The following is a 19,937-nucleotide window of genomic DNA, read 5'->3' as shown; positions in this document are numbered from 1 at the left end:
TTACGACGCCCACTTATTGCACAGTCGCAGCACCTGCAATCAATATGCAATAAGGGGTGCTCAAGAGCCGCACCGGACCGACTGCCACACGTGCTCGCGCACCCCGCGCCCCGCCAGCCACTCCCGCAGCGCGGTCACGTCCCTCTCGTCGAGGAGCGCGGGGTCCACCGTGGTGCGGATCTGGTGGGCGACGCCCGAGTCGAGCAGCGCGCCGAACCTGCGGGGGTAGGCGCCGCCGGTGTGCAGCCCCACCGCGTACCCCAGCGAGCGCGCCGCCCGTGCCGCGTCCGCCAGACCGGGTTGCAGCAGCGGCTCCCCGCCGGAGAAGACGATGCCGTCCAACAGGCCGCGGCGGCGCCCGAGATGGGAGGCCACCGCCTCCCACGGGACCGCGGGAGGCACTCGCGCGTCGAGCAGTTCCGGGTTGTGGCAGTACCCGCACCGCCACGGGCAGCCCTGGCAGAAGACGGTGGTGACCAGCCTGCCCGGGGCAGCTCCGGATTCGCACCGGATTCCCTGATGTCTCGGCCGCCGGCGCAGGAACGCCGCCGTCGCCGAACCGACGTCCGTCACACTACATTTGGGGCTATGTCCGACATGCCGACCGAAGATGTTGGGTGACGTTGGTCCGGCGAGGGGTGACTTTGGTCCTCCGGAGACCGGCTTGCTCGGGTCTTCCGGAGACCGGCTTACTCGTCCGGCGACTTCACGATGCGCAGCAGGTACGTGTCCATGATCCAGCCGTGCCTGGCACGCGCCTCGGCCCGCACGTGCCGGATGCGGTCAGCCACTTCCGCGAGGCGGCCCGCGACGAGCAGTTCGTCCGGCGTGCCGAGATAGGCGCCCCAGTAGATCCAGACGTCCTCCCCCTCGACCTGGGTGAACGACTCGTGCGCGTCCAGCATGACGACGATGTCGCCGTCGTCGTTCTGGCCCACGTCCGCGAGGCGGCGGGCCGGGGTGATGTGCAGCGGGCGGCCCACCTGGTTCACCGGGATGCGGTGCCTGGCGGCGAGCGTTGAGACGCTGGTGATGCCGGGAACGACCTCGACGGTCGCGGACACCGAGCCGCGTTCCTCGATGTCGTTGAGGATCCCGAGCGTGCTGTCGTACAGGGACGGGTCGCCCCACACGAGGAACGCGCCCGTCTCCCCCGCGCTCATCTCCTCGCGCATCAGCCGCTCGAAGATGTCACCGCGCCGGGTCCGCCAGTCCTGGACGGCGGCGGCGTAGTCCGAGCGGTCCATGGGGCGCCGGTCCCGGCTCGGGTCCGTCACCTCCACCACCCGGTAGGGGGCCTGCGCGTGTTCCTCCAGCATGCTGTGGCGCAGGTCCGTCAGGGACGACTTGTCCTGCCCCTTGCCGACGACGAAGAAGACGTCGGCCCGGCGGATCGCCTTCACCGCGCCCAGGGTCAGGTGGTCGGGGTCGCCCGCGCCGATGCCTATGACGAGAATCCGGCGTCGCTCTGGGGTCATGGGCCGCTCCGGGGCCATGGGCTGAACTGTGGTCATGGGCTGAAGTCTGGCAGGCGCGTCCCACCGGAAATTCGCAGCGCACCACCCGATGACCGCCCTACTGTGACCCGGTGACGACTCGGATGATCATTCTCAACGGCGGTTCCAGCTCGGGGAAGACAGGAATCGTGCGCTGCCTCCAGGACGTACTCCCGGATCCCTGGCTGGCGTTCGGGATCGACTCGCTGATCGAAGCGATGCCCGTCAAGATGCAGATGTCGGACGACGGGATCGGCTTCGAAGCGGACGGCGGGGTGAGCATCGGGGCCGACTTCCGGGCGCTGGAGGCGGCCTGGATGGCGGGGATCGTGGCGATGGCCAGGTCCGGCGCGCGGGTCATCGTCGACGACGTCTTCCTCGGCGGCGCGGCGAGCAAGGAGCGGTGGCGGCAGGCCGTCGGCGAGCTCAACGTGCTCTGGGTCGGCGTCAGATGCGACAGCGAGGTCGCCTCGGCGCGCGAGGTCGCGCGGGGAGACCGCGCCAAGGGAATGGCCGCGTCGCAGGCGCGCCTGGCGCACGACGGCGTGAGCTACGACCTGGAGGTGGACACGACGCACGCCGAGTCCCTGACCTGCGCGCGGACGATCGCGGCGCGGGTGGGTTCCCCCCTGGAACTTCACGGCAGGTAAAGGCGTTGCCAAGAGGACGCGCGGATCGCCGCGCGTTCGTAGGAACGACACGGGTAGCCGAGGTGGCACGGATGGCGATGTGGGACAAGCTCAAGGACCAGGCCAAGGGTCTGCAGTCGCAGGGAGGACGGGGCTCCGGCGGGCACGGTACGCACGGTTCGGGATCCGGCGGCGGATCGAAGGCCCAGCTCGTGGGCATGCTCAAGTCCCAGCTCACCTCGCTCAAGACGGAGCTCAAGAGCGGTGCCTACCGCGACGCGAGCATGGCCATGTGCGCCCTGGTCGCGGCCGCCGACGGTTCGGTCGACCCGGCCGAGCGGCAGCACGTGGAATCCCTGATCGTGCAGAACGACGTCCTGCAGAACTTCCCGCCGGAGCAGCTGCGGCAGCGCTTCAACAAGCACGTCGACCAGTTGACGGCCAACTTCCAGCACGGCAAGGCCGAGGCCATGCAGGAGATCGCCAAGGCGGCGAAGAAGCCGACGGAGGCCAAGGCGGTCGTCCAGACCGGCTTCGTCGTCGCGGGCGCCGACGGGTACATCGCCCCGGCCGAGGAGCAGGTCCTGCGCGAGGCCTGCGCCGCGCTCAACGTCTCCCCGCAGGAGTTCGGTCTCTGACCGGAGTTCGGTCTCCGATCTGACGACGCGCTCAGGGCCCACGCCGCACCCGTGGTGTGGGCCCTGAGCAGCCTCGCGGTCCCGGAGCGCGGGCACCGGCAGGGCGATGCGGTCGTCGTCGAGCTGGACACGGGCTCGCCGGGCGCCGCAGCACGGGCGGCGCCCTGACGCGGGTCTTCGCACTCCCCCGTACGCCACTCCCGCACACCGCTGCACCGAGCCGCCACCCTGTCACTCCGTGTTAGCCTCAGACGTTTGCACCGTCGACGCCCGGTGGCTCCGCCCGCCCGGATCCCCGCCCGCGTCGGCCCCTCGTTCCTGCCGTGCCTTCCTCGGTACGTACGCCTACGGAAGGCTCGTCATGACCGACGCGGACCGCACCAGCACCTCGCACGAGGACGCCGCCGAGGCGGAGAGCGCCACCCCGGCGCTGCCCCCGGTCGCCTCCTTCGCCGACCTCGACCTGCCCGCCGCACTGCTGCGGACGCTCGACGAGCAGGAGGTGCGCGAGCCGTTCCCGATCCAGGCGGCCACGCTGCCGAACGCCCTCGCGGGCCGGGACGTGCTCGGCCGAGGGCGCACCGGATCGGGCAAGACGCTCGCCTTCGGCCTGGCGCTCCTCGCCCGTACGGCGGGTCGCCGCGCGGAGTCGAAGCAGCCGCTCGCCCTGATCCTGGTGCCGACGCGGGAGCTGGCCCAGCAGGTCACCGAGGCGCTCGCCCCGTACGCGGAGGCGCTCCGGCTGCGCCTCGCCACGGTCGTCGGCGGCATGTCGATCGGCCGCCAGGCCGCCGCGCTGCGCGAGGGGGCCGAGGTCGTCGTGGCCACGCCGGGCCGACTGCACGACCTCATCGACCGCAAGGGCTGCCGCCTGGGCCGGGTGCGGATCACCGTCCTGGACGAGGCGGACCAGATGTGCGACATGGGCTTCCTGCCGCAGGTCACCGAGGCGCTCGACCAGGTGGCCGCCGACGGCCAGCGGATGCTGTTCTCCGCGACCCTGGACCAGGACGTCGACGGCCTGGTCCGCCGCTACCTCCACGACCCCGTCGTCCACGAGGTCGACCCGTCCGCGGGCGCGGTCACGACGATGGACCACCACGTGCTGGTCGTGCACGGCCCCGACCGGTACGCCGTGATCACGGAGATCGCCGCCCGCGAAGGACGCGTCCTGCTGTTCCTGGACACCAAGCACTCCGTCGACCAGCTCACCAAGCATCTGCGGGCCAGCGGCGTGGACGCCGCGGCGCTGCACAGCGGCAAGTCCCAGCCGCAGCGCACCCGGACCCTCGCGCAGTTCAAGAGCAGCAGGATCACCGTCCTGGTCGCGACAAACGTCGCGGCCCGCGGCCTGCACGTCGACGATCTCGACCTGGTGGTCAACGTCGACACGCCGACCGACCCCAAGGACTACCTGCACCGCGCGGGGCGCACCGCCCGTGCCGGTGAGTCGGGCCGCGTGGTGACGCTGGTGCTCTCGGGCCAGCGCCGCGAGGTGAGCCGTCTGATGGGCGAGGCGGGCATCGAGCCGACCATCACCAAGGTGCGGTCCGGCGAGGCCCAGTTGAGCCGGATCACCGGGGCCAGGAAGCCGTCCGGCGTCCCGCTCGACGGCGGGCCCGCCGCGGCGAAGGCCAAGAACCACAACGCGCCCTTCCGCGGCATCGGCACCAGCAAGGACGCCTCGCGCGGCACGGGCGGCAAGTCCCGCAAGTCGGGTGAGGCCCGCAAGCTCGCCGAGGCGCGCAGGGCGGCCCGGGTGCGCCGCGACGGCTGACGCCCGTGCGCCGCGGCGGCCGACGACTGACGGCCGCCGCCCGCCGTCAGTCCCCGTCCACCGCTTGGCGGTCGGTGAGGGCGCGCGCCTTGGCGTTCTCGATGTGCCGACGCATCTTCTTCGCCGCGCCTTCCGCGTCGCCCGCCGCCATCGCCTCGTAGACGGCGGTGTGCTCCCTGGCCGGTGACTCGGCCTCCGACGCGCCCAGTTCCGTGAAGAGCCGGAAGCGCTGCACGTGGCCGCCGAGGGAGCGGTAGGCGCTCTCCAGGAACGGGTTGTCGCACTGCGCGGCGATGCGCAGGTGGAAGCGCTCGTCGGCGGCCCAGTAGGCACGCACCGATGCCGAACGCGGCGCCTCCGCACAGTGCTCGAGCTCGTCGATGCTCGCCTTGAGCTCGGCGAGGAACTCCGGCGTGGTGCGGCGCGCGGCCTCGTGGACCATCGCGGGTTCCAGGACGAGCCGCGCGTCCATCAGCTTGATCAGCTCGCGCTCGGTGAAGAGCGGTGCGACGCGGTAGCCCTTGAGCGCCTCGCGCCGGACCAGGCCCGTGTGTTCGAGGCGCGCGAGGGCTTCGCGGAGCGGCGTCTGACTGACGTTCAGCTCGCGGGTGAGGGCCCCGATGTTGAGGGACTGGCCGGGCGACCAGAGTCCGTCCATGAACTGCCCGAGCAGCACCTCGTACATCTTGTCGGCCAGGGGTTGCCGGGCGGACGGGCGGGTCGTAGCCATCGTGCCTCCTTCGAGGCCCGACCTTAGCGCAGCCCTTCCCTCCTCTTGATCGAGCTCCTGATCGATCCCTCCCCTCTCTTGATCGGGACGCAATCCTATATTATTTTGCCCATCGCTATAGTATAGCGATGGATCAAGGAGGATCCCTGTGCGTGCCGACGATGCTCGTGACGACGCCCCGTGTGTGCTGGTGACCACGGCGTACCTCCAATCCGGCGGCGAGGTCGACCAGTTGCTGCGCGACGCCGGATTCCGGACCTTCTTCGCCAGGCCCGCCGACCGGCACGGCGCGGACGAGCGGTCCTTGCGCTCCGCCGTCGCCCGCGCGGCCCCCGTCGGCGTCGTCGCGGGGACCGACCCGTTCACGGCCGACGTGCTCGCGGCATCCCCCGGATTGCGGGTCGTCGGCCGCTGCGGTGCCGGGTACGACAACGTCGACGTGGCCGCCGCCGCCCGGCTCGGCATCGCCGTGACCCACTCCCCCGGCGCCAACAGGATCGCGGTCGCCGAGCACGTGCTCGGTCTGCTCGTCGGCTGCGCGCGGGGTATTCCGCAGAGCGTCGCCGACGTACGGGCGGGTGGCTGGTCGCAGCCCAGCGGGCGGGAGTTGGCGGGTGCGACGCTCGGCGTCGTGGGGCTGGGCTCGATCGGGCGGACCGTCGCACGGCTCGGTCTCGCCATCGGCATGCGCGTGGTGGGTCACGACCCGCTCCCGGACCGCGCGTTCCTCGCGGAGACCGGTGTCGCCGCGCTGTCCCTGGACGGTGTGCTGCGCGAGGCCGACTTCGTGACGCTGCACCTCGCGCTCGACGCGTCGACCCGGCATCTGATCGACGGCGCCGCGCTGCGCAGGATGCGCCCGGATGCGTATCTGATCAACACCGCGCGGGGCGGCATCGTCGACGAACAGGCCCTCGCCGACGCGCTCTCCGACGGCAGGCTCGCGGGCGCCGCCCTCGATGTGACGGAGCGGGAACCGCTGCCGCCGGACTCCCCGCTGCGGGCGTTCGACAACGTCCTGGTCACCGGGCACATCGCGGGTGCGACGGCCGAGGCGAGGTCGCGCTCCAGCCTGCTGGCCGCCCGGCAGGTGCTCGACGTGCTCGCGGGAAGGACGCCGGAACATCTCGTCGCCCCGGGGCCCGCGACGGCGCGAGCGGGGGTGCGGTGACGATGGCCGGGCGGATACCTGCGCAGCGCTCCGCGGCGACATCGCGGACCCGGCCCGAGGAGCCCGCGCACGCGCTGCGCGTCCCGGACGGCCCCCTGCTCGCCGCCAACCTCAAGTGGCTCTTCACCGAGCTGCCCTTCGAGCAGCGCTTCGACGCCGCGGCCGAGGCGGGGTTCGCCGGGGTCGAGTACGCCGCCCCCTACCCGTATCCCGCCCCTCGCCTGCGCGAACTGCTGCGCACCGCGGGGCTGCGGCAGGTGCTCATCAACTCCCCCGCCGGGGAGCCCGGTTCGCCGGAGCGTTCGGGGCTCGCCTGCCATCCGGGGCGTGCCGCGGACTTCCGCGCGGGGATCGAGCGCGGCCTGGAGTACGCGACCGAGCTCGGCGCGGGACTGCTGCACGTCCTCGCGGGCATCGTGCCGCCGGACGTGAGCACCGAGCGGGCCTTCGCCACCTACGTCGCCAACCTCGCCTGGGCCGCGGACCGCGCGCACGGCACCGGCGTACGGCTCGTGGTCGAAGCACAGAACGAGCGTGACGCGCCCGGGTACTTCCTGCGCACCCAGGCGCGGGCCATCGCCGTCGTGGAGGCCGTCGGCGCCGACAGGACCGGACTGCTCCTCGACCTCTACCACGCCCAGGTCACCGAGGGAGATCTCGTCCGCACGGTGCGCGCCTGCCTGCCGTACGCCCGGCACCTCCAGATCGCCGACCCGCCCGACCGCACCGAGCCAGGCACCGGCGAGGTCCGCTGGCCCCGGGTCTTCGACGCGCTGCGCGAGGGCGGCTACGAGGGCTGGCTCGGCTGCGAGTACCGGCCCGCGCACGGCAGCACGCCCGCCGGGCTCGGCTGGGTCACGGAGGTGACGGCATGAGCGACACCGCCTCGTACCGTCCCCGCATCGCGTTGATCAGCGCCACTCCCGCCGCGACGGGACCGGCGGTCGCCGGGCTCGCCGACGCCTTCCCTGCGGCCGAGCCGTGGAACCTCCTCGACGACGCGCTGCTCACCGACGCCGCGGCGCAGGGCGGCCTCACCCCGGCACTCGCCGACCGGATGCGACGGCTCATCGCGTACGCCGTGCGCGGCGGCGCCCACGGTGTGCTCCTGACGTGTTCGCTGTACGGGCCCCTCGCGGAGCGCGCCGACGAGGGTGTCCCGGTGCTCGCGGCGGACGCGGCGGCCTTCGAAGCGGCGCTCGCCGGTGGTCACCAACGGGTCCTCGTCCTGGCCTCGTTCGAGGCGGCCCTCGACGATTCGCTGTCCCGCTTCCGCGCCGCCGCGCGTGCGGCCCACTCCCCCGTCGAGGCCGTCGGACAGGTCGTCGCCCCGGGTGGACTCCCCGATACGGCGGGCGCGGACGCCGTGCTCCTCGCCCAGTACTCGCTCGCGCCGAGGGCCGACGAGCTGTCGTCCGCGCTCGGTGTGCCGGTCCACGCGGGGCCGCGTGCGGCTGCCCGTGCCCTGCGCGCCGAGATCGAGCGGGGAGGTGCGTCGTGCTCGGAGTGATCGCCGACGATGTCACCGGTGCCGGCGATGTGGCGCTCGCGCTGCGCGAGAGCGGGCTGCGCACCGTCCTGTACTTCGGGGTGCCGGGCGCCGATGTGGCACCCCCCGGCGAGCACGAGGCCGTCGTCGTCGCGCTCAAGAGCCGGATGGCGCGGCCCGACAGTGCCGTGGAGGAATCCCTCGCGGCTCTGCGCCGACTGCGTGAACACGGCGTGCGGCAGGTCTACTTCAAGTTCTGCTCGACCTTCGACTCCACCGCGAAAGGGAACATCGGGCCCGTCCTGGACGCCCTCGCGGACGCCCTGGACGTGCCGACGGTGCTCCTGACGCCCAGTTCGCCGCGGCACGGCCGCACGCAGTACGAGGGTCACCTCTTCGTGAACGGCGTGCCGTTGGCGGAGTCCCCGATGCGTGACCACCCCCTGACGCCGATGCGGGACTCGTCGCTGCCTCGGCTGCTGCGGGCCCAGACCGAGCGTCACGTCGGTCTCGTGCGGTGGGACACCGTACGCGCGGGCACCGAAGCCGTGCGTGCGGCGATCGCCGATGCCCTGGGGCGCGGGGACCGCTATCTGCTGGCCGACGCGCTGACCGAGGACGATCTGCGCACGCTCGGCCGGGCCGCCGCCGACGCACCGCTGACGGCGGGAGCGGCCGGTCTCGCCGCGGGGCTCGCGCACGCCGTCGCGGACGAGGCTCCGGACGCGGACGAGGACGGCGATCCGCTGGACTGCTGGCCCGCGGCCGTCCTGTGCGGGAGCTGCTCGGCGCGCACCCTGGAGCAGCTCGACGCCTTGCGGGCCCTGGGGCGTCCGGTGCACCGGCTCGATCCCGTCGCCGAGCCCGACCCGGCGGCGCTGGCAGGGCGCGCGCTCGACTGGTACGACGCACTGCCACCCGCCGCGCCCCTCGGGGCGCCCGTCTTCCACTCCTCCGTCCCGCCTTCTCACCTGCACGCGATTCAGCAGGCGTTGGGGGTCGAGCGAGCCGCCACCGTGCTGGAGGAGGCGACCGGACGGATCGCCGTCGGACTCGTGGCGCGCGGGGTGCGGCGCGTGATCGCGGCGGGCGGTGAGACGTCGGGCGCCGTGGTGGCCGCGCTCGGCGTCCGCGGCGGCTGGATCGGCAGGGCCGCCGCGCCCGGCGTGCCCTGGATACGCCCGACGTCCGGCACCCCGGCCGCACTGCTGCTCAAGTCGGGGAACTTCGGCGGCCCCGACTTCCTCGCCGCCGCCTCCGCGCCGCCCCCGGCCGCCACGCCGCCCCGCGATCACTCCGCCGCCCCGCACGGACGACACCTTGGAGCCCGCCGATGACCAGCACTCCCCTCTCGCACCCCGCCGGGCGCGCGGCGCTCGTCGCCACCGCCCGCGCGCTGGCCGACCGCGCGCTCGTGCACGGCCGCACCGGCAACGTCTCGCTGCGCACCGGCGACGGCACGATCCTCATCACCCCGACCGGCGCCGACCTCGCGACCGTGCGCCCCGGGGACCTGTCCGTCATCGACGCGGCGGGGGCCCACCGCGAAGGGCCGCCGCCGTCGAAGGAGGCGTTCCTGCACGCGGCGGTGTTGCGGGCCCGCCCCGACGCCCGCGCCGTGGTCCACACCCACTCCCCGCACGCCGCCGCCGTGTCGTGCCTCGACGGCCTCGACACGGACGACGCGCTGCCGCCGCTCACCGCGTACTACGCGATGCGCGTCGGACGGCTTCCGCTGCTCCCCTACTTCGCGCCCGGCGACGTGCGGCTCGCGGCCTGCGCCGAGGAGAAGGCCCGTACGCACGCGGCGCTGCTGCTGCGCCACCACGGGCCCGTCGTGGCGGCCCCCGGCCTCGACGCGGCCCTGGAGGCCGTCGAGGAGCTGGAACAGACCGCCCGGATCCACCTGCTCCTTCGCGGTACGGACCACTCCCGCCTGACCGAGCAGCAGCGCACCGCGCTGGCTCCGCAACCCCCGTACCCCGTACGGCTGTTCAGCGCCCTCGCCATCAAGAAGGCGCTGGACGAAACCCTCCTGGAGGCGTTCACCAGCACCACCGGGATCGACGTCGACGGCGTCTACGAGCCCACCAACGTGCTGCTCGACCAGATCGAGGCCGGGGCCCGCCCCGATGTGCTCGTCGGGGTCTCCGGCGCCCTGGAGAAGCTGGCCGCCGCAGGGGTGCTCGACGCCTCGTCGCTGCGGCCGCTCGCCCGGGTGGGGATCGGGGTCGCCGTGCCGCGCGGGGCGCCCGCCGTGGACGTCTCCAGTACCGACGCGCTCGTACGGGCGCTGACGTCGGCGCGTTCGGTGGCCTACTCCCGTACGGGGGCGAGCGGCGTCGCGTTCGCCGCGCTCCTGGCGCGGCTCGGCATCGCGGAGGAGGTCAACTCCCGTGCCACGGTGGTCGACAAGGGGTTCACGGCGCTCGCCCTGACGGACGGGCGCGCGGATCTGGCCGTGCAGCAGCTCAGCGAGCTGCGCTTCGTGCCGGACGCGCACGTCGTCGGGCGGCTGCCCGGCGAGGTGCAGCACTACACGGACCTGTCGGTCGCCCTCGGCGCGGACGCCGCGCACCGCCCCGAGCCCGCCGCGCTGCTGCGGCACCTGACGGCCGCACCCGCACAGGACGCCTACCGCGCGGCCGGCCTGGAAGAGCCACACCCGTGAACGCGATCCTCGCCCTGGTGGCGTTCATCGGGGTCATCATCGTGTGGAACGTGGCGTGCAAGCGGAACATCGGCGAGGCCATGATCCTCGGGTTCCTCGCGAGCGCGGCGTTCGGGGGCGCGCAGGCGCCACGGGTGGCCTGGGAATGCCTCGTCGAGGGGCTCAAGTCGGAGATCACGTTCGCGGCCCTCGCGTTCGTCTTCGTCAGCGAACTGCTCACCCGCACCGGGCTCGTGCACCGCGTGATCGACATCCTCAGCTCGCTGCTCGGCCGCCGCAAGGGCGGCTCCGCGTACGCGGCGACGGTCGCGTCCGGCCTGTTCGGCGCCGTCGCGCACAACGGCGCGGCGATCGTCGCCACCATCGGCTCGCTGGCCATCCCGTGGATGAAGCGGTCGCGGGCCAGCGGGGAGACGGCGGCGCTCGTGCTCTCGGGCAACGCGGGGGTCGGCGCGACCTTCCCGTTCAGCGGCGCGTTCTTCGTGCTGCTCGCCGCGCCGACCGTGGTGCCGGTGCTCTCCTCGCGCGACGTGGTCGCCACCTTGTTCGTCACCGGGGCGTGGATGGTCGCGATGCGGCTCGTCATCGCGTACGTCATCGTCCGGCGACGCGGCGTCGGCACCATGGCGTCCGGGGACATCCGGCCGCTGCGGCAGTCCTTCGGCGCGGGCTGGACCTCGCTCCTGGTCCTCGCCGCGGTCGCGGTGCCCGTCCTGCTCACGACGTCGCCGGGCAGCGACTGGGCCACGGACCGACTCGACGGGCTCGACGCCGCCGACGCCGTGCCGCTCCTGCTGTGGCTGCCGGTGATGATGCTGGTCGCCGGGCTCCTGGTGGAGCGGCGGGCGCTGCCGGGGAGTCGCGATGAGTGGTGGCGGACGCTGGGCGAGATCGGGCCGAAGCTGGGGCTCGTGGGCGTGACGATGGTGTCCGCGTTCGCGGCGTCGGAGGTCCTCGACCGGCTCGGCCTCGGCGAGCAGCTCGCCCCCTACCTCAAGGACTTGCAGGGCGTTCCCGCGTGGGTGGCCGCGCTCGTGGTGGGGCTGGTCATCGTCATCGTCGCGGGCCCCCTCAACACCACCTCCACGCTCGCGGCCGTCGGCCCGGTCGCCTTCGCCGCGCTCACCGCCTCGGGGATCCCCGCGCACGTGGCGTTCGCCGCGGTCATCGTGTGGGCCTCGTCCGAGGGCTGCTCACCGCCGGGCGCCGCGCCCCTCTACGTGGCGGCGGGCATCGCCGACATCAACCCGGCGCGCATCTTCATGCCGGTCGCCCTCTACTACCTGGTGCCGTCCTACCTGTTCGGCGTGCTGATCGCGGTGGGCGCGCTGTGGATACCGGGCTGAGCGAAAAGGAGAACCTTCATGCGCACCTTCCTCCGTACCTTCCTCTCACGCACGACACGCGTCCTCCTCGTCGCCTTCCTCCTCGGCGGCTGCGCCGTGGTGGCGGGCCAGGTCGCCGCCATCGCCATGGGCGACCGGCACCTGATGGAGCTGTTCGGCACCGACGTCACCGACGTGGTGTGTGTCGTCGCCGGGGTCGCGGGGCTGTGCTCGTTCCTGGAGCCGTACGTGCGGGAGCCGGGCGGCCCCCCAGCCTAAAATCCACGTAAAAAGGGGCGGTTATGCTGGGGCTTCTTGTCCGGATTCGATGGGGGGCCGACCGAAGTGAACCGATCTGCCGTGCGGGTGATGGTGGTGGACGACGAGATTCTGGTGCGGGAGGGGCTGCGGCGCATCCTGGAGACCTTCGACGGCCTCGACGTGGTCGCGGTGTGCTCCGGGACGGCCGCCGCCGAGCAAGCGGTACGGCACCGGCCCGATGTCGTCCTGCTCGATCTGCGGATGCCCGACAGGGACGGCCTGACGGTCCTCGCCGATCTGCGGTCGCTGCCCGTACCGCCCGCCGTCGCGCTGCTCACCACGTTCGACGCCGACGAGCACCTGGACGCGGCGCTGCGCGGGGGCGCCATGGGGTTCTTGCTCAAGGACACGCCACCGGCCCAACTGGAGTACGCCGTCAAGGAGTTGGCGCGGGGCGGCAGCGTGCTCGCACCGCGCCTGGCGCGCACGGTCGTCCGTCGTTACGCGCAGGATCCGGGGGCCTTGACCGACCAGCAAGCCCCCGCGTCCCCCGACCTCACCGACCGCGAGCGTGACGTCCTCGCGCTGGTCGCCGAAGGGCTGTCCAACACCGAGATCGGGCAGCGGCTCTTCATCGGGACGACCACCGTCAAGGACCACGTCAGCGCGCTCCTGGTGAAGTTCGGGGTCGCCAACCGCGTCCAGGCCGCCGTCCACGCGCACCGTCTCGGCCTGGTCCCCGCCGACCCCGTCGTCGTCGGCGGCGCCGCGAGACGATGAGGTTGCACCGCCGCACCGCCGAGCGCGGGGTCGCGTCGCTGGCCTGCGCCGAACTGCTCACCGTCGCGGGCACCTTCGACCCGCTCGGGCTCGTCGTCTGCTCGGTGGCGCTGCTCGCCCTGCCGATGCGCCACCGCTTCCCGCTGAGCACCCTGGCCGTGACGCTGCCCGCGACCGTCACCGAGTTCCTGTGGCTGCCCGCCATGCTCGCGATGTTCGTGGTGGCCTGCCGGGCGTCGCCCCGGGTGATCGGGGGCTGTGGGGTGCTCCTGTTCACCGCCGCGCTGGTGCCCTGGCCGCCCGCCGCGCTCCTGGACCACTCCCGGCCCGAGGTCCTGACGATGGTCGAGGGCGCGGGACTGCTCAGCCTCGGCCCCGTCGTGCTCGGCCTGCTCATCAGGACCCGCGACGAACTCAGGCACCGCCTCGCGGACCTCGCCGCCACGCAGCACCGCGAGCGATGGCTCGAGTCGCAGCGCGCGGTGACCCGCGAACGCGCCCGGCTCGCCAGGGACATGCACGACACCGTCTCGCACCACGTCGGCATCATCGCCGTCCAGTCCGGCGTGCTCAGCGCCACCGAACGGGACGGGGCGCGCCGTGCGGACATCGAGGTCGTGCGCGAGCACAGCGTGCGGGCGCTTGAGGAGCTGCGGGACATGGTCGGCGTGCTGCGCGGCACGGACGCGGGCGCCGCGGCCGCCGTCGGCAGGACGCGCCTGGCGGACCTGCACGGTCTGACGGCCGAGAGCCTGCTCGACGTCGGTGTGCGCATCGCCGTGGCGCCGGGCACCTGTTGGGATCCCGCGCTGGAGGCGGTCGCCTTCCGCATCGTGCAGGAGGCGCTGAACAACGTCCGCAAGCACGCTCCCGGGGCGCCGGTGCAGGTCTCCGTCCTGACACCGGAGGGGCTCGACGCGCTGGTGGTGGAGGTCAGCAACGGGCCGCCGGGGGCGGACAGGACCGCGCCCGCGCTGCCGGTCGGTGGCCACGGTCTGGTCGGACTCCGTGAGCGCGCGGCGCTCGTCGGCGGCCACGTCGTCGCCCGCCCCACGGCCGACGGCGGCTTCACCGTGCGGGCCGAACTGCCGCTGTGAGCCGCTCCCCGGCCCACCCGTCATCCCGGCGCGCCGTGCCGCCCCCCCCAACTGGAGGGGGCCGGTGGACGGTTCCGGCCGACCGGCCGCCGGGGCCAGCATGGTCCCCGGCCGGAACGCCCGTGACCTGCGGCGTTCGGCCGATTCCGGACGGGGGGCCAGGACCGGCCCGCCGCGACACCTCAGACGCCGCCGCCCGTACGACGGTGCGGCAGGGGGAGAAGAACCAGCATGATGTCGACTCAGCAGCGCCCCGTGATCCGCCGTGCCTCACTGGTGGGCGTGGCCGCGCTCACCGCGGGCGCCCTGTTCGCCGGCGCCGCCCCGGCGCTCGCCTCGCACGCCGCGGAGACCCGCGCGGCGTCCGTCTCGGCCACGGAGCAGACGCCCGAGCTGACCGCCGAGCAGCTCCGCTTCATCGAGGACGGCATGGGTCCCGAGGCGATGGCCGAGCTGAACAGAGCCATCAGCCAGGGCGACGACGGCGAGATCCGTCCGCGCGCCTTCCCGATAGCCGCCGTGGCCATCGGCGCCGCCGCCTGGTGTGCCAAGGGCGCCGTCGCGAGCATCCCCACCTCGGTGCTCAGTGACGTCGCCGACGGCAAGTTCTCCGGCAAGGGCACCTACGTCAAGAACGCCATCATCGGCTGCCTCGGCGGCGAGATCGGCGGCGTGGTCTGGAAGTTCCTGCCCGGCTGGGTCAAGAACAAGGCCGTGTCCATGGTGGCCGCCTTCATCATCAAGTACATCCGCTAGCCACTCGTTCGTCCGCTACGCACCGGGATCCGCACACTCATGGCGTACCTCTTCATCCTCTGCTGCTTCGTCCTCCTCTCGGTGGTCACCCTGCTGGCCGCCCGCGTCGGCCACCGCGGGGAGGTCTGCGACCGCAGCGTCGGCTACGAGGTGCCGGACGAGGTCAAGCGCGATCCCGAGCTGCGCGCGAAGGCCAACCGCCTGGTCGCGCACTGGTGCACGGGGGCGGCGATCCTCAGCCTCGCCCCGCTGATCCCCGTCGGCAACGTGCTGTTCGCCGACGGGGAGCGCGCGATCGGCACCGGCGGTCTGCTGGCCTTCGCGGCGTACGGCCTGGTCGTCGTGGTCGTCGCGGGCTACCCGTTCGAGAAGATCAAGCACCTGGCGAGCTGAACGCACCGAGCCCGTGGCCCGGCCCCTGACCAGGGTCGGGCCACGGGCTCATGCCGTGGGACCGCGAGGGGCGCGGGTGCTCAGCCCGCGAAACGGGCCATCCACGCCTCGACCTCGTCCGCCGACCTGGGCAGGCCCGCCGACAGGTTCTCGTGCCCTTGCTCGGTCACCAGCAGGTCGTCCTCGATGCGTACGCCGATGCCCCGCCACTCCTCGGGCACGGTGAGGTCGTCCGCCTGGAAGTACAGGCCCGGCTCGACGGTCAGCACCATGCCCGGTTCGAGCACGCCGTCCACGTACTCCTCGTTCCTGGCCTGCGCGCAGTCGTGGACGTCGAGGCCGAGCATGTGGCCGGTTCCGGCCATGGTGAAGCGGCGCTGCAGGCCGAGCTCGTACGCCCGCTCCGCCGGTCCCTCGATGAAGCCCCACTCCACGAGGCGGGCCGCCAGGTGGCGCTGGGACGCCTCGTGGAAGTCGCGGTAGGCGGCCCCCGGCTTCACCGCCGCCATCCCGGCTTCCTGGGCCTCGTACACCGCGTCGTACGCCTTGCGCTGCACGGGCGTGAAGGTCCCGCTGATCGGCAGCGTGCGCGTGACGTCGGCGGTGTAGAGGGTGTGGGTCTCCACGCCCGCGTCGAGCAGGAGCAGGTCGCCGGGGCGCACCGGGCCGTCGTTGTCCGTCCAGTGCATGATCGTGGCGTGGTCGCCCGCGGCGCAGATCGAGCCGTAGCCGACGTGGTTGCCCTCCAGGCGGGCGCGGCGGAAGAACGTGCCCTCGATCCATCGCTCGGAGGAGGCGATCGCCCGGGAGAGCTCGCCGATCACGTCGGTGAAGCCGCGCACCGTGGAGTCCACGGCCTTGCGCATCTCCCCTATCTCCCACTCGTCCTTGACCAGCCGGAGATCGCTGAGGACCTCTTCGAGTTCCTCGTCGCGCTCCTCGTCGGTGGTGACGGCGGCCTCCAGGGCCGGGTCGATGCCCCGGACGATGCGGGTGGGCGCGCCGCCGCCCGCCGCGAGGTCCTCGGCCGCCGTACGGACGTCCCGGCAGGCGAGGCCGAGGACGAGCTGCGACTCGGCGAGCGAGCGGCGCCTGCCCATCCAGAGTTCGGCCGTGGGGCCGGTCCAGAACTCGTCGTCGTCCCTGCTGTCGCGCGGGAGCTGGTAGCAGTACGCGTCGTGGCCGCCGTCCGCGCGCGGTTCGAGGACGAGCGCGCCGTCGCGGGCCTGGTCCCCGGTCATGTGCACGTATCCCGAGTACGCGCGGAACGGGTAGGTGTCGTCGTTCGAGCGGACCTTGAGGTTTCCCGAGGGGACCACGAGGCGTTCGCCGGGGAAGCGCGCCGAGAGCGCGGCGCGACGGCGGGCCGCGTGCGGGGCCTGCTCGCCGAGGCGCAGGTCGTGCCGCTCGGTGTCCGCCCAGCCGGTCCGCATCAGCGCGGACAGTTCGTCGGAGATCCCTGCGTAGAGACCGTTCTTCCGGCGTTTCGCCACGTCGTACACCTTCCTCTGGTGGGTGCTGTCTGTTGTCCGGACGGTAGCCCTTGCCGCGCACCGCGGGGGCCGAGGAGTGCCAGTGGCACGGATCGGCCAACGCCGTCTCCCCCGGTCGCCGATAATGCGGATCATGACCAACGAGAAACTCGGCGACGCCCTGCGGCGTCTGGGGCTCGAACCCGCGGCGGCCCGGGTCTATCTGGCGCTCCTCGAACTGGCCCCCGCCCCGCTCGGCGCGGTGGGCCGGGCGTCCGGTCTCGACGGCGCCGATCTCGTCACGGCGTACGGCGCCCTTGTCGACGCCGGTCTGGCCAGTGCCGGGGAGGAGGGCGGGGACGTGGTGGCACCGGTGCCGCCCACCGCGGGTCTGGAGATCCTCGCCCGGCACCGGGCGGCCGAGGTCGAGGAGTCGCGCATCGCCGTCGGCGGCGCGTTCGAGTCGTTCCGGCGCCAGCGGCTTGCCGCCTACAACGACGATCTCGTCGAGGTCGTCACCGGCGAGGCCATCGGCCCCCGGATCAGGCACGCCTGGGCGAGCGCCCGCGAGCAGATCCGGCAGTTCGAGTCGCCGCCGTACTTCCCGCTGGCCGGTGCCACCGACGACGCGCTCGCCACCCTCGCGCGCGGTGTGACGCAGCGCGTGGTGTACGCCCGGGAGGCGCTGGAGCATCCCGGCCACCTCCAGGAGGTCATCGAGCCGTGCGTCAACGCCGGTGAGCAGGTCAGGGTGGCCGCGTCCGTACCGGTCAAGCTCGTGATCATCGACGAGGCGTACGCGCTCGTGTCCTTGTCGATCAGGGAGGCCGACGTGCACAACACCATGCTGGTCGTGCAGCCGTGCGGCCTGCTCTCCGCACTCATCGCCCTCTTCGAGCAGTCCTGGCAGAGCGCCCTGCCCTTCCACGGCGGCACCGCGCGCCCCGGTGGCCTGCCGCCCGCCGACCGGCGGCTGCTCTGGCTGCTCGCGGGCGGCGCGAACGACGACGTCATCGCCCGCGAACTGGGCATCAGCCGCCGCACGCTCTTCCGCCGTCTGCAGATCCTGATGGCCAGGCTCGGCGCCGCGAACCGGTTCCAGCTGGCCCTGCAGGCGCAACGCTCCGGGTGGCTCTGAGCGGCGCGCTGCCTACGATCGGTCCATGGCTCATGCGTCGAACGACCTCGTCGTGTCCCTGGCCGCCAACCCGCTGCGGCAACTGTCCCTGGAGCAGTTGCGCGAGCGCACGAGCATGAAGTGGCGCACGTACCCGGCCGATGTGCTGCCCCTCTGGGTGGCCGAGATGGACGTCCCGCTCGCCGATCCCGTGGCACGGGCGCTGCACGCGGCGGTGGAGCGCGGCGACACGGGGTATCCGGCGGGCACCGCCTACGCGGAGGCGTTCGCGGACTTCGCGGCGCTCCGCTGGGACTGGGACGGCCTCGCCGTCGCGCGCACCGCGATCGTCCCCGACGTGATGCTGGGCATCGTCGAGATGCTCAAGCTGGTCTCCGGACCCAGTGACCCCGTCGTCGTCAACTGCCCCGTCTATCCGCCCTTCTACCTCTTCGTGCGCAGCGACCGCCGACCGGTCGTCGAGGCGCCGTTGAGCGCGGCGGGCCGGATCGACTTCACGGCCCTTGCGGCCGCCTACCGGGACGCGGCGGCCCGGGGCGGGCGCCCCGTCCACCTCCTGTGCAGCCCGCACAACCCGACCGGCACGGTGCACACGGCGGACGAACTCTCCGAGGTGGCGCGTCTCGCGCGCCGGTACGGCGTACGGGTCGTGGTGGACGAGATCCACGCACCTGTCGTGGCCGAAGGGACCCACTTCGTGCCCTACCTGAGCGTGCCGGGCGGCGAGAACGGTCTGTCGTTGATGTCCGCGTCCAAGGCGTGGAACCTGGCGGGGCTCAAGGCCGCCATCGCCGTCGCGGGACCCGATGCCGCCGACGATCTGGCCCGGCTTCCCGAAGAGGTCAGCCACGGGCCGAGCCACCTGGGCGTCATCGCGCACACGGCGGCGCTGCGGGACGGCGGCGCCTGGCTCGACGCCCTGCTGACCGGCCTGGACGAGAACCGCCGCCTCCTCGCCGAACTGCTCCACGCCCACCTCCCCTCCGTCCGCTACCGCCCCGGCGATGCCACCTACCTCGCCTGGCTCGACTGCCGGGAAACCGGCCTGGGTGACGACCCGGCGGCCGCGTTCCTGAAGCACGGCCGGGTCGCCCTGAGCCGCGGCGCGGACTTCGGCCCCGGCGGGGAGGGCTTCGTGCGTCTGAACCTGGCCACGTCTCCGGAGATCCTGACGGAGGCGGTACGGCGGATGGCTTCGGCGAGGTGACGGGAACTCCACCGCGCCCGTAGCCGACCAACTCCACGTGAGGCCGCAGAGGTTCGGCGGCACGGAACCGGTGGACGGAGTCGTACGGCATGTCAGGAATGAAGCGGCGGAGCGCGTTGATGTCGGCGGCGGGCCTGGGGGCTTCGGCCGTCTCCTGGAGCGCGACGACACGCACCGCGTCGGCGACCGCACCGGACGGACGAAGGTCCCGGCGGCCGCTGCGCGTGCACATCGTCACGTTCGACGGCGCGGAGGAGTTGGACGTCTTCGGTCCCCTGGAGGTCTTCGGGGCGGCGGCCTCGATGGGACATCCGGTCGAGCCGCTGCTCGTCACGAGCGGCCGCCCCGGCAGATTCACGGCGAGCTTCGGCACGGACGTCGCCGTGCCGGGCGCCTGGGACCCCTCGGCGGCGGACGTGATCGTCGTCCCCGGCGGCGGCTTCCGCGACAAGGCGTCGCCGGGCGTCTGGTCCGAGATCAAGAAGGGCGTACTGACACGCGAACTGCGCCGAGCTGAACGCCCCTCGCTGACCCTGCTCGGCGTCTGCACCGGAGTGATCGTCCTGCACGCGGCCGGACTGATCGGCAACCGCCCCTGCACCACGCATCACCGCGCCCAGGACTACCTCAAGGCCCAGGGAGCGGACGTCCGCGCCGTCCGCGTGGTCGACGACGGCAACCTGGTCTGCGCGGGCGGCGTAAGCTCCGGCATCGACGGCTCGCTGTGGCTCCTGGAGAGGGAACTCGGCTCTCAAGTGGCTTCGAGTGTGGAGGCGTTGATGGAGTGTGAGCGGAGGGGGACGGTGTTGCGGACGGGGGGCGAGTAGACACGTGCGTGCGGCACGCCGGGAGGCGTGCCGCACGGTGTGTCCTCGGTTCCCGGGATCCCCCGAGTCACTGATCCCGC

21 protein-coding genes are annotated in these 19,937 nt (G+C 73.0%); 17 read left to right on the top strand and 4 right to left on the bottom strand.

The window, feature by feature from the left end; genetic code table 11:
• Nucleotides 1-60: 60 nt before the first annotated feature.
• Both KY5_RS40195 and cobF read right to left on the bottom strand, forming a co-directional pair.
• Nucleotides 61-573: a radical SAM protein gene (locus KY5_RS40195; protein WP_199843471.1), complete on the bottom strand. Its 513-nt coding sequence runs from the start codon at nt 571-573 to the stop codon at nt 61-63.
• A 116-nt stretch (nt 574-689) separates the two neighbouring features.
• Nucleotides 690-1,478, bottom strand: coding sequence for a precorrin-6A synthase (deacetylating) (gene cobF / locus KY5_RS40190; protein ID WP_098246807.1), 789 nt, complete (start codon nt 1,476-1,478; stop codon nt 690-692).
• A gap of 122 nt (nt 1,479-1,600) precedes the next feature.
• On the opposite strand from cobF, the gene cpt reads away from it, so the two are divergent.
• The 3 genes from cpt to KY5_RS40175 all read left to right on the top strand — a co-directional run bounded on the left by cpt (nt 1,601) and on the right by KY5_RS40175 (nt 4,540).
• Nucleotides 1,601-2,146 (top strand): chloramphenicol phosphotransferase CPT, encoded by a 546-nt coding sequence (gene cpt / locus KY5_RS40185; protein WP_098246806.1) that lies wholly within the window; start codon nt 1,601-1,603, stop codon nt 2,144-2,146.
• 71 nt (nt 2,147-2,217) lie between these two features.
• Nucleotides 2,218-2,763, top strand: a complete 546-nt coding sequence (locus KY5_RS40180; protein WP_098246805.1) for a tellurite resistance TerB family protein — start codon at nt 2,218-2,220, stop codon at nt 2,761-2,763.
• 361 nt (nt 2,764-3,124) lie between these two features.
• Nucleotides 3,125-4,540 (top strand): DEAD/DEAH box helicase, encoded by a 1,416-nt coding sequence (locus KY5_RS40175; protein WP_098246804.1) that lies wholly within the window; start codon nt 3,125-3,127, stop codon nt 4,538-4,540.
• 46 nt (nt 4,541-4,586) lie between these two features.
• On the opposite strand, the gene KY5_RS40170 is transcribed toward KY5_RS40175, so the two are convergent.
• Nucleotides 4,587-5,270 (bottom strand): GntR family transcriptional regulator, encoded by a 684-nt coding sequence (locus KY5_RS40170; RefSeq protein ID WP_098246803.1) that lies wholly within the window; start codon nt 5,268-5,270, stop codon nt 4,587-4,589.
• Nucleotides 5,271-5,418: 148 nt separating this feature from the next.
• On the opposite strand from KY5_RS40170, the gene KY5_RS40165 reads away from it, so the two are divergent.
• The 11 genes from KY5_RS40165 (at nt 5,419) to KY5_RS40115 (ending at nt 15,213) form a co-directional block, all read left to right on the top strand.
• Complete coding sequence (locus KY5_RS40165; RefSeq protein ID WP_234363111.1) at nt 5,419-6,441, top strand: phosphoglycerate dehydrogenase; 1,023 nt, start codon at nt 5,419-5,421, stop codon at nt 6,439-6,441.
• Between the two features lie 2 nt (nt 6,442-6,443).
• On the top strand, nt 6,444-7,316 hold the full coding sequence (locus KY5_RS40160) for a hydroxypyruvate isomerase family protein (protein WP_098246802.1): 873 nt from the start codon (nt 6,444-6,446) through the stop codon (nt 7,314-7,316).
• The gene (locus KY5_RS40155) at nt 7,313-7,951 is read left to right on the top strand and encodes a hypothetical protein (protein ID WP_098246801.1); all 639 of its coding nucleotides are present in this window, start codon (nt 7,313-7,315) and stop codon (nt 7,949-7,951) included. Before KY5_RS40160 ends, KY5_RS40155 begins: the two co-directional genes overlap by 4 nt.
• Nucleotides 7,939-9,267: a 3-oxo-tetronate kinase gene (otnK, locus tag KY5_RS40150; RefSeq protein WP_098246800.1), complete on the top strand. Its 1,329-nt coding sequence runs from the start codon at nt 7,939-7,941 to the stop codon at nt 9,265-9,267. The genes KY5_RS40155 and otnK overlap by 13 nt, the downstream gene beginning before the upstream one ends.
• Nucleotides 9,264-10,601, top strand: a complete 1,338-nt coding sequence (locus KY5_RS42890; protein ID WP_234363110.1) for a class II aldolase/adducin family protein — start codon at nt 9,264-9,266, stop codon at nt 10,599-10,601. Before otnK ends, KY5_RS42890 begins: the two co-directional genes overlap by 4 nt.
• Nucleotides 10,598-11,947, top strand: a complete 1,350-nt coding sequence (locus KY5_RS40140) for an SLC13 family permease (RefSeq protein ID WP_098246799.1) — start codon at nt 10,598-10,600, stop codon at nt 11,945-11,947. The genes KY5_RS42890 and KY5_RS40140 overlap by 4 nt, the downstream gene beginning before the upstream one ends.
• 18 nt (nt 11,948-11,965) lie before the next feature.
• Entirely contained in the window at nt 11,966-12,205 is a 240-nt protein-coding gene (locus KY5_RS40135; protein WP_098246798.1) for a hypothetical protein, read from the top strand.
• A gap of 90 nt (nt 12,206-12,295) precedes the next feature.
• On the top strand, nt 12,296-12,967 hold the full coding sequence (locus KY5_RS40130; RefSeq protein WP_098247817.1) for a response regulator: 672 nt from the start codon (nt 12,296-12,298) through the stop codon (nt 12,965-12,967).
• A complete protein-coding gene (locus KY5_RS40125; RefSeq protein WP_098246797.1) occupies nt 12,964-14,064 on the top strand; it encodes a sensor histidine kinase in 1,101 nt (366 codons plus the stop codon). Before KY5_RS40130 ends, KY5_RS40125 begins: the two co-directional genes overlap by 4 nt.
• Nucleotides 14,065-14,295: 231 nt before the next feature.
• On the top strand, nt 14,296-14,820 hold the full coding sequence (locus KY5_RS40120) for a hypothetical protein (protein WP_234363109.1): 525 nt from the start codon (nt 14,296-14,298) through the stop codon (nt 14,818-14,820).
• 39 nt (nt 14,821-14,859) lie between these two features.
• Nucleotides 14,860-15,213, top strand: coding sequence for a hypothetical protein (locus KY5_RS40115; protein ID WP_098246796.1), 354 nt, complete (start codon nt 14,860-14,862; stop codon nt 15,211-15,213).
• Nucleotides 15,214-15,293: 80 nt separating this feature from the next.
• Here KY5_RS40115 and KY5_RS40110 read toward each other — a convergent pair whose 3' ends face one another.
• Nucleotides 15,294-16,706, bottom strand: a complete 1,413-nt coding sequence (locus KY5_RS40110) for an aminopeptidase P family protein (protein ID WP_098247815.1) — start codon at nt 16,704-16,706, stop codon at nt 15,294-15,296.
• A 133-nt stretch (nt 16,707-16,839) separates the two neighbouring features.
• On the opposite strand from KY5_RS40110, the gene KY5_RS40105 reads away from it, so the two are divergent.
• From KY5_RS40105 to KY5_RS40095, 3 genes are all read left to right on the top strand, one after another.
• Nucleotides 16,840-17,823: a LuxR family transcriptional regulator gene (locus KY5_RS40105; protein ID WP_199843468.1), complete on the top strand. Its 984-nt coding sequence runs from the start codon at nt 16,840-16,842 to the stop codon at nt 17,821-17,823.
• A gap of 25 nt (nt 17,824-17,848) precedes the next feature.
• Nucleotides 17,849-19,030, top strand: a complete 1,182-nt coding sequence (locus KY5_RS40100) for a MalY/PatB family protein (protein ID WP_098246794.1) — start codon at nt 17,849-17,851, stop codon at nt 19,028-19,030.
• Between the two features lie 89 nt (nt 19,031-19,119).
• Nucleotides 19,120-19,857: a DJ-1/PfpI family protein gene (locus tag KY5_RS40095; protein ID WP_098246793.1), complete on the top strand. Its 738-nt coding sequence runs from the start codon at nt 19,120-19,122 to the stop codon at nt 19,855-19,857.
• Nucleotides 19,858-19,937 lie beyond the last annotated feature (80 nt).

This window comes from Streptomyces formicae (assembly GCF_002556545.1).
GTDB classification, from domain to species: Bacteria; Actinomycetota; Actinomycetes; order Streptomycetales; family Streptomycetaceae; genus Streptomyces; species Streptomyces formicae_A.
Note: the sequence above shows the minus strand (reverse complement) of the source record. Positions and strands in the feature narration are given on the sequence as shown.